Source organism: Bowmanella pacifica (assembly GCF_014645355.1).
Classification (GTDB): Bacteria; Pseudomonadota; Gammaproteobacteria; order Enterobacterales; family Alteromonadaceae; genus Bowmanella; species Bowmanella pacifica.
In genome coordinates, this window is the sequence record NZ_BMLS01000005.1 from 304,976 (window position 1) to 316,098 (window position 11,123).

An 11,123-nucleotide genomic window follows, 5' to 3' on the forward strand; every position below is an offset into this window, starting at 1 on the left:
TTAAATTTCGCCTTGTCTGACTATTAGCTCTGTGTAACCAATTTTATCGTTACTTTTACAATAATAAGCACTAAAGAGGGAAGGAGTTCGGGTTGTTATGATTGAAATTAAGGGGCTGGCCAAAAAGTTTGTGGTCGAGAATGTTAAAAAGCTCAGCGAGCAGGAAAAACAAGATCCCAGACTCAAAGGACGTTTTTTTCATTCTGTTGAAGATGTCAGTTTTCATTGTGAGCAAGGCCAGGTGCTGGGTTTGTTGGGACCTAACGGAGCTGGTAAAACCACAACACTGCGCATGTTGTCCACCGCCATTAAACCCACCGCGGGTAGTGTCAGTATCAATGGGGTGGATATTCTGGCCGAACCCTTGGTAGCCAGGCGCAAGATTGGCTTTCTATCCGGTTCTACCGGCTTATATGGGCGCTTGACCGGTCGTGAGAATATTGAGTATTTCGGCCGTCTGCACGGTGTTAGCGAGGCCGAGCTTAAGCAGCGTATTAACGAGCTGGCCGATCTTCTTGATATGCACAGTTTTCTGGACAGACGCAGTGAAAGCTTCTCCACAGGCATGAAACAAAAAACCTCTATTGCCCGGGCGGTGATCCACCAACCTGAAGTGGTGATTTTGGACGAACCCACCACCGGCCTGGATATTATGGCCACTCAAACCGTACTGGACTTTATCCGCCGTCTGAAGACGCAGGGAACACCGGTGATCTTCTCTACCCACCATTTAGATGAAGTGGATGAACTTTGTGACAAGGTCACGGTGATCGATAAGGGTCGTACCTGTTTTGATGGTTCGTTGCTGGACTTTAAAGGTTTGTCTTCTGGCTCTATGCATGAGTCATTCCTGACCACGATAAAAGGAGCAGAATAATGTGGTTGGTGTTTAAAAAAGAATTACTGGAACTGTTACGCGACCGAAAGACCTTGTTCTTTATGATCGCCTTACCTTTGTTGTTGTTTCCCCTGATTTTCGGTGCCTTCGGCTTTTTTGCCAGCAAGGCGGTGAAAGAGGCGGAAACCAAGGTGCTGAAGTACGCCATTGTTGGTGGCGAATATGCCAAGGGACTCAGTGACTCCCTTGCCGCGGCCAGCGATAAATTTGAGTTGGTTGAGGTGGGGGCGGATGCTGACTTTAAACAGTTGATCCGCGACGAAAGCATCGACTTTGCCCTGAAAGTGCCCAGCAACTACGACCAGCCGCTGCTGGAAGGCGGCCAGGCTACCTTAGTACTGGTATTGAATGATGCCGGCCTGAATATGGTGCAATCCAGGGTTAAGGAACTGGTGGATAGTCAGGTGGAGAACAAACGCCGTCAGGCTTTTGATGCCCTGGCGTTAAATGATTTCCAGCAAACCGGGTTACTGAAACCTGTGGTAATCGAAAAAGAAGATGTGGCGGACAGCCGTGAGAACTGGGGGGAGAAAATCGGTGGTTTCCTGCCTTATATTCTGTTCTTACTTTGTTTGCAGGGCGCCATGTATCCCGCCACCGATATGGGGGCGGGCGAAAAGGAAAGAGGCACGCTGGAAACCTTGCTTATCTCGCCCACCGAACGACATAAGCTGGTATTGGGTAAATTCCTAACCATTGCCTTTGCCGGTGTAACTTGTGCGTTGATGACCATATTGAGTATGGCGGTGTGGGGGATTGTTCTCAGTCAGGGCATGGCCATTAAGGTAGTCGGTGAGTTTATGAGCGCTATCAGTGCATTGGACTTTGTGCTGATGTTCCTGATGTTGGCACCCATTGCTGCGATTTTTGCGGCCTTACTGCTGAGCTTGTCCATCTATGCGCGCAGCTTTAAAGAAGCACAAAGCTATATGGGCAGCTTGATTATGGTGGCGATTTTACCCATTGTGATGGCGATGATGCCAGGGGTTGACCTCAAAGGCGGTTGGGCCTGGGTGCCTATTACCAATGTGGCCCTGGCTATCAAAGAGCTGATAAAAGGCACTATGGATTATGTTTCGTTGTTCGCCATTTTTGGTTCTACAGTCATGATTGCCGGTGCGCTTATCGCATTTTGCGTGTACTGGTTTAATCAGGAAAAAGTGCTGTTCAGATAGTAGTAAACAATCTGCTAGAAGCCCCGAATAGCCAGGCTATTCGGGGCTTTTTTGCTTGAGGGAGTGGGGGGCAGGCATTGCTGACAGTGGCTGAGGCGCTAAGGCCGTCTTGTAACGCTGTTACAAGGCGTCTTTCCAGCGCTGTTTGCCGACATGGCTTTTCAGCAATTCCAGGCATTCATCCACGACACTTAGCATTTCCTGATCTAAGGCTTGCTCCTGTTGGTTGCTAGCCCCTAAACCATGTTCCAATAACTGATCTAGCTTATCCGGCGTGACATCGAGCAGCAGATTAGCCAGGCTTTGCACCACAATATCTGACACCGCATTTTCCAGCATTTTCTCAACACTACCGCCCAGTACTGGTACCAGGCGTAACCGCGCTACCTGGGTATTATCCCGCACGGCCTTAGATACGCTGGCCTGTACGTGCTGTCGGACGATTTCACCGCTTTTTTCGTCGGTGAGGGTATGGCCCGAGTGCACCAACATCGACGCGAGCCACTGACACAACACCGGCCGGCGACTAGCCAGCACCTTATTGGTAATGTCGCTAAGTAAGGGCGAGCCCTGGCGCAAATCATCCTGGGCATCGGACAGTACTTTGATAACCACCCGGTCGCTGACTTCTTCAACAAACACCTGATAATAAAATGCCAAAAAGCGATAGGGTGCAGTGTCTTTAATATCAATGATTTGGTATTTCTGTAAGCGGTAGAGAATGGAAAAGAGGCGTAAAAAACGTAGAAATCTGGCACCTCCCACCGGGATGCAGCCCACCAGATCGTACCAATGAATAAAAGGATAAAAATACCAGCGCAGATAATCCTTGCGTTTAATGGCCACTATCCAGCGCAGCATAAACTCGCTGAGGAATATGCCCACAAACACCAGATCAATCAGAATAAAATTGGCGTGCAGTGGCTTATACCAGTCAAGCAGAGAGGGGGAGAGTTGATTTAACGACTGGCGCACCATATCGGTGGCATAAAGTGAGTCGAATAGGATAAGGGCCAAATTGAGAATCAGCAGGCCCAGCATAAAGAAGTCCAGTAGAAGCCAGGTACCTTGGTGGCTTTCCCTGAGTCGCTTTACACTGAAATTAAGCATAGTGGGGGAGGAGTTAAATGTTAGGTGTGAGGTGAAGAGGCGTTATTTAGTTTACGTATGAGTCCACCCAGCAGCGCAAATATTACCTCCAGGCGATCCATGTGTGGTTTGGTGTTAGAACAAAAGCCGAGTTTATCTGCAAGCATCAGTTGGGTTTCCAATTCACTCAATGAGCCTCTGGCGATAACCAAAAAATGTTTAAATTCTAAGTTACTCTCTCTGGCTGCGCCCTCGGCAATGTTTGATGGCACAGACACGGCAGCTCTGCGCATCTGTGAAATCAAACAAAATTGTTCCGAACGAGGGAAAGTGTGTGTGAGTGCGTAAATGTGTTCAACCAATTCCATAGAGTGCTGCCACACTAGCAAGTCATGATGTTTTCTCACTCCTCCCACCTCACTCAGATCCGAGTCACATCCACATGCACTTTCAGCTTCTGGCCGGGTTGCAGATACTTCTTGGCGTTAAGCTGATTCCAGCGTGCTAAATCATCTACCCCTACCTTAAACTTGCTGGCGATACGCGCCAGGGAATCGCCGTTCCTGACTGTGTAAGTCAGGGTGCGCATAATGGCGTTATCAGATTGGGTGCTGGAGACTTTATTTACCCAAATCACCAGCTTTTTGCCTGGCATTAAAGGATCGGTAGGAGCCATACCATTCCATTTGGCCAGATTACGCACATTCACATGGTACTTGCGGCTTAGTTCCCACAGGGTATCGCCGCTTTTCACTTGGTGGGTTAATTGGTAAGACGCACGCGGCTTGGCTTGGGTGTCGGCCAGGCGTTGTTCTGCGGACAGGCTGTAATAGTCCTGGGATTTGAGGGCGACAGGGATAAGCAGATGGTCGCCGGAGCGGATCATATTGCCCTTTAGCTCATTAACCTGCTGAATCACATCTGTAGAGGTGTGGTATTTCTTGGCCAACTTGAGCAGGCTGTCACCGCTTTTTACCTGATGGCGAACCCAGTTCAGGCGTTTAGACTCGTCCAACTCGTTGAGGGCAATCATAAAGCTATCGACTTTTTCCAAGGGCAGCAGCAAGGTATGCGGTCCTTTAGGATCCGTTGCCCAGCGGTTGTACCCAGGATTTAAGGCATGCAGTTCCTTAACACTCAGCCCTGCTAAATCCGCCGCCAGGGCCAAATCAATTTGTGAGCCTACATCGACCACACCAGTTACCTGACGATTCTCAATGGGTAACCACTTTGCGTTCCACTCATCGGCATTTTTCAGGATATTGGCCAGCGCCAGTAACTTAGGTACATAGGCGCGGGTTTCGCGGGGCAGATCCAATGACCAGAAGTCGATGTTTTTACCTTTACGCTTATTGCTTTTGATTGCCCTGGCTACCCGGCCTTCACCACTGTTATAGGCGGCCAGTGCGTGTAACCAGTCGCCATCAAACATGTTGTTCAGATAGACCAGATAATCCAGGGCCGCCTGGGTGGAGGCTAACACATCACGACGACCGTCGTACCACCAACTCTGGCGCAACCCAAAGCGTTTACCGGTTTCTGGCACAAACTGCCACATGCCGGCAGCGCGGCCGTGGGAGTAAGCAAAGGGGTCAAAGGCACTTTCTACTATGGGCAATAAGGCCAGTTCCATGGGCAGATTGCGTTTTTCCAGCTCTTCAACAATCAGGAACAAAAAGGGCGCGGCGCGCTTGCTGACCCTGTCCATATATTTAGGATGTTTGAGATACCAGTTCTGCTGCACTTCTACGCGGCGGTCATCGGGTACCTCAAAGGTCAGTTGGGTAGCAATACGTGACCATAAGTTTGTGACTTGCTGCACGTCTTTTGGATGATCGATAAGTTCCGGTACGGTCTCTATCGGGTGATTGATCTCTTCCACCGGGTGGGTAACCGGGATAGTGCCTTCTTGGGCGACCTGACAGGTTTCGCTGTTGTGCTCAGCCTCTTCGCAGGCTTGCATCACCTGGGCGGCGATTTCCAGTTCGTTGTTCTGTTGCTCATCAACCTGGCTTATTTCTTCGGTGGTCATACAGCCACCAAGCCCCAATAAGGGGATAATAAACAGCAATTTTTTCATGGGCTTAGCTGATTCTCTCGTGTTGTTGACGCAACCAAGTCATTACTTAGGAGCTTGTCTGCTGTCTTGCGTTATCTTGTTTGCTACCGCGTCAGGCGGTAGATAATGCAGCCATTGTAAGGCTTAAAAATGATCTTTCCAGCCCCGTAAACCGGCAAATACGTCCACTGGGGAATTGGCTTTTATACCTTGGTATTGTTCAACTTGTGAACGAATTTGTTCGTTGTCACAGCGCAAAAACGGATTGATGGCCTTTTCAAGGCCGATATGGCTGGGCAGGGTTGGGAGGTTGTCCTCGCGCTGCTTATCCGCCCAGTGACTGTATTCCTTAAGAGCCTGATTATCTGGCTCAGCCGCCTTGGCAAAGCGCAAATTGGCCTGAGTGTACTCGTGAGTACAATAGACTTTGGTGTCATCCGGCAGTGCGGCCAATGTATTCAGTGACGCATACATCTGTTCTGGCGTGCCTTCAAACAAACGCCCACAGCCCCCACTGAACAAGGTGTCTCCACAGAACAGACCGACCTGAGGATGATAAAAAGCGATATGGTCTATGGTGTGACCAGGCAACAGCATGACCTTGAAGTCCAATTCAAGCGTGCTAATAGAGCAGCTTTTCTCAGGGCTAACATATTGATTCACCAAAGGCACACGGGGGGATTGCAAACCATGAATGGCCACATCCGGATACGCGGCCAGCAGGGCTTTTAAGCCGCCAATATGATCGGCATGGTGGTGAGTAATGAGAATGTCGGTTAGCTGCAGTTGCTGCGCTTTTAAAAAAGCTAAGGCCGGCGCTGCCTCCCCTGGGTCAACCAATATAGCTTGTTGGTGTGAATGTATGCACCAGATGTAGTTATCGGTAAAAGCGGGAATAGCGGAAACAGTCAGCATCAAGAGATATCACTTAAAAAAACACCACAGACAACAGCGTAACAGCTCTACAATAAAACTGGTATGCTAGGTGTCTAAGACAGCCAAACAGCCTGACGGTTCCTATGAAGCCGGCTCTGACCAGCAAAAAGCCTCGTTATCCCACTTCCTGGCAAGACCTACCCAGTGGTTTGCTATTGCAGCAAGTGGTGGCTGAGCGTTTGCGGGAGCCCAGTCGTCATTGGTTTGGCTACCATCTTTTGCAGGTCGGGCAGCTAAGTGCATCTATCGCATTGCCCGAATGTCCGATTAAACACAAAGTCTCTGTACATAATGGCCTGGGGAAAGCGCCTGGTATAACAGCCAAAACCCGTCAGTTGCCTATTATGGAGCGCTGCATTGATGCCTGTGTTCTGGCCTTTGAACTGGACTTTGCCCAGGATCCACACCAAATCCTGCGCGAGGTAAACCGGGTGATGATGCCTGATGGGCACTTGGCCCTGATCGGCTTTAATCCGCTGAGTCTGGCAGGGCTTGCCAAATACATTCCGCTGCGTGCCGATAGCCTGCTGCATGATGCGCGCTGCTTCTCCATGATGCGTATTAAAGACTGGATGCATTTGCTTGGCTTTGAAATTGTCGAGGAGCGCTGTCTGCTGCACACCGAACTGCTGTTTGACCGTCAGGTCAATCCAGACAATAAATTCCAGCGCTGGGCCAGCCATTACTGCCGCTGGTTTGGTTCGGTCTATATTCTGATTGGTAAGAAGCGCGAAATTCCCCTTTCGTTGCAAAAGCCCAAGTGGTCCCCCAAACCGGCCTTTATCGCCAAACAGGCCAACATATAAAAAAAGCGCCCTGGGGCGCTTTTTTAACTTACTTTACTTTCATACCCGGCTGGGCACCGCTGTGCGGCTCTAAGATCCAAAGGTCTTTACCGCCGGGGCCTGCTGCCAGCACCATGCCTTCAGACAAACCGAAACGCATCTTACGCGGGGCCAGATTGGCCACCATCACGGTCAGCTTGCCTTCCAGATCTTCGGGCTGATAAGCGGACTTGATACCGGCAAATACCTGGCGGGTTTCGCCACCTAAATCCAGTTGCAGGCGCAATAACTTATCCGCACCTTCCACGTGCTCGGCCTTGGCAATTTTGGCGATACGCAAGTCAACTTTGGCGAAATCATCAAAGCTGATGGTGTCACCAATAGGGTCTTTGCCCAGCGGGCTATCTGCTGCAGGGCCTGATGTTTTGGCTTGCAGGTTTTCTTTGGAGGCTTCAATCACGGCATTGACCTTGTCGATGTCTACACGTTGCATCAGCGCTTTAAAGGCATTGATGTTGTGGTTAGTTAGTACGCTTTGCGCAGAACTCCAGTCCAACTGGTCGTTTAAGAACAGCTCGGCTTGCTCAGCCAGTTTTGGCAGGACGGGTTTCAGATACACCAGCAGAATGCGGAACAGGTTGATACCCAGCGAGCAGACTTGCTGGGTCAGCAGTTGCTTGTCCTCATCCTTAATCGTTACCCAGGGGGCTTGCGCATCAATATATTGGTTGGCTTTATCGGCCAGGGCCATGATCTCGCGGATAGCACGGTTGTACTGGCGCTTTTCATACGCCAGGGCAATAGCGTCACTGGCATTTTGGAACTCGGCAATTAGCGCAGGTTCGGGCAGTTCGCCAGCCAGTTTGCCGTCGAACTTTTTGCTGATAAAGCTGGCGCAGCGGCTGGCGATATTGACGACCTTACCCACCAGATCCGAGTTAACCTTAGTCACGAAGTCTTCAAAATTCAGGTCGATGTCCGTGACCCCTTCGCTTAGCTTGCTGGCGAAGTAGTAACGCAGATATTCAGGATTTAAATGATCAAGATAGGTGCGACCCTTAATAAAGGTACCACGCGACTTGGACATTTTGGCACCGTTGACGGTTACAAAACCATGCACGTTGACGCCGGTGGGCTTACGGAAACCCGCGCCTTCGAGCATGGCCGGCCAGAACAGGCAATGGAAGTAGGTAATATCCTTGCCGATAAAGTGATACAACTCGGTGTCGGTGCCTTTGTTCCAGAAGCTGTCAAAGTCCACGCCGTGGGTATTGCAGTAGTTTTTAAAGCTGGCCATATAGCCAACGGGCGCATCTACCCATACATAGAAGTATTTGCCAGGGGCATCGGGAATTTCAAAGCCAAAGTAGGGCGCATCACGGCTGATGTCCCACTGCTGTAGACCGTCTTCAAACCATTCTTGCAGTTTGTTAGCCATTTCTTCCTGAATGGCACCACTTTTCAGCCAGTCTTTGAGCATGCCTTCAAATTGCGGCAGGTCGAAGAAGTAGTGCTCGGAGTCTTTCAGCACCGGTGTGGCACCTGATACCACAGAGCGCGGATTTTTCACTTCTGTCGGGCTGTAGGTGGCACTACAAACATCACAGCTGTCACCGTTTTGATCTTCGGCGCCGCAGCTTGGGCAGGTGCCTTTGATAAAACGATCCGGCAGGAACATCTGTTTTTCCGGGTCGTATAGCTGGCTGATGGTACGTTTGCTAATATAGCCGGCGTCGTTAAGGCGGCGATAAATCAGCTCCGACAGCTCACGGTTTTCCGGCGAGTGGGTGACATAGTAGTTGTCATACTCCACGTGAAAGTCCAGCAGGTCCTGATGGTGTTCAGCGCGGGTTTGCTCCACCATTTGCTCTGGGCTGATACCCAGTTCCTGGGCTTTAAGCATAACTGGCGTGCCGTGGGCATCGTCGGCGCACACGCTGTAGCACTGGTGACCGCGCATTCGCTGAAAACGGGTCCAGATATCCGTTTGAATATGTTCCAGCAGGTGGCCCAGGTGAATGGAGCCATTTGCATAGGGAAGGGCACTGGTAACCAGAATTTTACGTTGCGAATCTGCCATAACCGCCTTAAGAATCTTAGTAGAGGGTGGAGTTTGAAAAGAGGCAAATGTTACCCAAATCTGCGCCCTAATCATAGTTCTCTGTAAGTTGTAGCAAGGAGTTCACCGTTGTTTTTTAAAAAACGCCATCCTGGCACCGATATTTCGCCTTTTGTTGCCTGTGTCGCAGGTTTTTTCTCATTGCCGGAACAAAAGGTGGCCGACTGGTTTATGCCACAAGCGGGTGGTTGGATTTTGACCCTGCCATTTGCTTGTTCCTCCCAACATCAGGCCTTGAGCACAGCCCTACAAAAGCTCGAAGGGGGCGAAAAGATTCAGCTTCGTCAGAATGTGAGTTTTGGCGGCGATGCCAAGCGCGGGCATAGGGCGATTCGCAACTTACTGGCGGTGGCGTCGGGAAAAGGCGGCGTGGGTAAGTCCACGACTACTATTAATTTGGCACTGGCACTGGCCAGCGAGGGCGCCAGAGTGGGGATTCTGGATGCCGATATTTATGGCCCGTCTATTCCCATTATGCTGGGTAATGCCGGTGAGCATCCCGAGTCCAGTGACAATCGCCATATGCAGCCGCTTCGGGCCCATGGGCTGGTGGCCAACAGCATCGGTTATCTGGTGCCGGCCGACGATGCCGCGGTATGGCGCGGCCCCATGGCCAGTAAAGCCCTGCAGCAACTGCTGAATGAAACCCTGTGGCCCGAATTGGATTATCTGCTGATAGATATGCCGCCCGGTACCGGCGATATCCAGCTCACCCTGGCCCAGCAAGTGCCGGTGTCCGGCGCGCTGGTGGTGACTACACCGCAGAATATTGCCCTGGCCGATGCACAAAAGGCCATCGCTATGTTTAACAAGGTTAAGGTGCCGGTATTGGGGGTGCTGGAGAATATGAGCTACCACCAATGTGAGCAATGCGGACATAAAGAGTTTTTGTTTGCCCAGGGCGGTGGTGAGCGCATCAGTGGGCAAAATAGTGTACCGCTTTTAGGACATATTCCACTGGATATTCATATTCGTGAATACACGGATGCCGGCAAGGCCTTGATTGTGGATAAGCCCGACAGCCCTATCAGCCAGGCTTATGGGGCATCAGCCCGGCAGTTGGCCAGGCAGTTGTATATTAACGGGCTGAATAACGCCCAAGCTATCGATATCAGTATAAAAGAAGCTGATTAAAAGCATTGAATCTAAACGGGGGCGCAGGAATAATGACGGCCTCACACTTTTGTGCCCCGATTTCACCTGCCAACCGAGAATCACCATGCGTTTATGCGATAAAGACATCAAATCCTGGCTTAATGAAGGCAAGATCCAGATTCAGCCTATGCCCGAAGACAATATGATCAGCGGGGTAACCGTGGATATTCGTCTGGGCAATAAGTTTCGGGTATTTGAAGACCACGCAGCGCCTTATATCGACTTAAGTGGCAAACGCGAAGAGATGGAAGCGGCGCTGGAGTCGGTAATGAGTGACGAGATTGAAATCGCCGACGGCAAAGCCTTCTTTTTACATCCTGGCGAATTGGCCCTGGCGGTCACGCTGGAATCGGTGACCTTACCGGCCAACGTCGTGGGCTGGTTGGATGGCCGTTCATCACTGGCGCGTCTGGGCTTGATGGTGCATGTGACTGCACACCGTATTGACCCCGGTTGGTCTGGTAATATCGTACTGGAGTTTTTCAACAGCGGTAAGCTGCCATTGGCCTTGCGCCCGAATATGAAAATTGGCGCGCTAAGCTTTGAGGTTTTGTCTGATTTTGCGGAAAAACCTTATAACGCCCGTCTGGACGCCAAATACAAAGATCAGAAGGGGGCCATTGCCAGCCGCATCAGCTCCGATAGCAACCGCAATTAAGCCTGGTTACCGATAAAATTGTACAGAGCTTGCCCAGGATGCACAGATAATCGGCAAACAAACTTTTTTCTGTCATCTGGGCATTGCAAAGCCGGACAAAATAAGTAAACTTTGCAGCCTCTTCAGTCGGCGTGTAGCGCAGCTTGGTAGCGCACTGTCATGGGGTGTCAGGGGTCGGAGGTTCAAATCCTCTCACGCCGACCATTTTCTCTCTTTCTGATGCCCGCAGAATCTAAAATCTTCCTTTGC

The 11,123-nt window shown here is 50.6% G+C and carries 10 protein-coding genes and 1 tRNA gene; 6 read left to right on the forward strand and 5 right to left on the reverse strand.

From position 1 onward, the window contains the following. The first annotated feature begins 97 nt into the window (after positions 1-97). Positions 98-877 (forward strand): ATP-binding cassette domain-containing protein, encoded by a 780-nt coding sequence (locus IEX02_RS15835; protein ID WP_188697313.1) that lies wholly within the window; start codon positions 98-100, stop codon positions 875-877. After that, positions 877-2,073 (forward strand): ABC transporter permease, encoded by a 1,197-nt coding sequence (locus tag IEX02_RS15840; protein ID WP_188697316.1) that lies wholly within the window; start codon positions 877-879, stop codon positions 2,071-2,073. The genes IEX02_RS15835 and IEX02_RS15840 overlap by 1 nt, the downstream gene beginning before the upstream one ends. Positions 2,074-2,193: 120 nt before the next feature. Here the strand turns inward: IEX02_RS15840 and IEX02_RS15845 are convergent, their stop codons facing one another. The 4 genes from IEX02_RS15845 to gloB all read right to left on the reverse strand — a co-directional run bounded on the left by IEX02_RS15845 (position 2,194) and on the right by gloB (position 6,136). Further along, entirely contained in the window at positions 2,194-3,114 is a 921-nt protein-coding gene (locus IEX02_RS15845; RefSeq protein ID WP_229702248.1) for an ion transporter, read from the reverse strand. A gap of 89 nt (positions 3,115-3,203) precedes the next feature. Further along, positions 3,204-3,578, reverse strand: a complete 375-nt coding sequence (locus tag IEX02_RS15850; protein WP_188697321.1) for a four helix bundle protein — start codon at positions 3,576-3,578, stop codon at positions 3,204-3,206. 5 nt (positions 3,579-3,583) lie between these two features. Beyond that, complete coding sequence (locus IEX02_RS15855; RefSeq protein ID WP_188697326.1) at positions 3,584-5,242, reverse strand: LysM peptidoglycan-binding domain-containing protein; 1,659 nt, start codon at positions 5,240-5,242, stop codon at positions 3,584-3,586. Between the two features lie 123 nt (positions 5,243-5,365). Beyond that, complete coding sequence (gloB, locus tag IEX02_RS15860) at positions 5,366-6,136, reverse strand: hydroxyacylglutathione hydrolase (RefSeq protein ID WP_188697328.1); 771 nt, start codon at positions 6,134-6,136, stop codon at positions 5,366-5,368. Positions 6,137-6,240: 104 nt separating this feature from the next. Here gloB and IEX02_RS15865 point away from each other — a divergent pair, with 104 nt between their 5' ends. Continuing rightward, positions 6,241-6,963 carry a class I SAM-dependent methyltransferase gene (locus tag IEX02_RS15865; RefSeq protein WP_188697331.1) on the forward strand — a complete coding sequence of 241 codons (723 nt, stop codon included), beginning with the start codon at positions 6,241-6,243 and terminating at the stop codon, positions 6,961-6,963. Between the two features lie 28 nt (positions 6,964-6,991). Here the strand turns inward: IEX02_RS15865 and metG are convergent, their stop codons facing one another. After that, positions 6,992-9,022, reverse strand: a complete 2,031-nt coding sequence (gene metG / locus IEX02_RS15870) for a methionine--tRNA ligase (RefSeq protein WP_188697334.1) — start codon at positions 9,020-9,022, stop codon at positions 6,992-6,994. 108 nt (positions 9,023-9,130) lie between these two features. Here metG and apbC point away from each other — a divergent pair, with 108 nt between their 5' ends. The 3 genes from apbC (at position 9,131) to IEX02_RS15885 (ending at position 11,078) form a co-directional block, all read left to right on the forward strand. Beyond that, positions 9,131-10,195 (forward strand): iron-sulfur cluster carrier protein ApbC, encoded by a 1,065-nt coding sequence (gene apbC / locus IEX02_RS15875; RefSeq protein WP_229702250.1) that lies wholly within the window; start codon positions 9,131-9,133, stop codon positions 10,193-10,195. Between the two features lie 85 nt (positions 10,196-10,280). Beyond that, positions 10,281-10,874, forward strand: a complete 594-nt coding sequence (dcd, locus tag IEX02_RS15880; RefSeq protein ID WP_188697337.1) for a dCTP deaminase — start codon at positions 10,281-10,283, stop codon at positions 10,872-10,874. A 127-nt stretch (positions 10,875-11,001) separates the two neighbouring features. Then, positions 11,002-11,078: transfer RNA gene (locus IEX02_RS15885), tRNA-Pro, on the forward strand. The last annotated feature ends 45 nt before the right edge of the window (positions 11,079-11,123 follow it).

Bases quoted from the DNA above. Each gene is read 5' to 3' on its own strand.
- IEX02_RS15855 (WP_188697326.1), bottom strand. From the start codon at position 5,242: ATGAAAAAATTGCTGTTTATTATCCCCTTATTGGGGCTTGGTGGCTGT.
- metG (WP_188697334.1), bottom strand. From the start codon at position 9,022: ATGGCAGATTCGCAACGTAAAATTCTGGTTACCAGTGCCCTTCCCTAT.
- dcd (WP_188697337.1), top strand. From the start codon at position 10,281: ATGCGTTTATGCGATAAAGACATCAAATCCTGGCTTAATGAAGGCAAG.
- gloB (WP_188697328.1), bottom strand. From the start codon at position 6,136: ATGCTGACTGTTTCCGCTATTCCCGCTTTTACCGATAACTACATCTGG.
- IEX02_RS15835 (WP_188697313.1), top strand. From the start codon at position 98: ATGATTGAAATTAAGGGGCTGGCCAAAAAGTTTGTGGTCGAGAATGTT.
- IEX02_RS15865 (WP_188697331.1), top strand. From the start codon at position 6,241: ATGAAGCCGGCTCTGACCAGCAAAAAGCCTCGTTATCCCACTTCCTGG.
- IEX02_RS15845 (WP_229702248.1), bottom strand. From the start codon at position 3,114: ATGCTGGGCCTGCTGATTCTCAATTTGGCCCTTATCCTATTCGACTCA.
- IEX02_RS15840 (WP_188697316.1), top strand. From the start codon at position 877: ATGTGGTTGGTGTTTAAAAAAGAATTACTGGAACTGTTACGCGACCGA.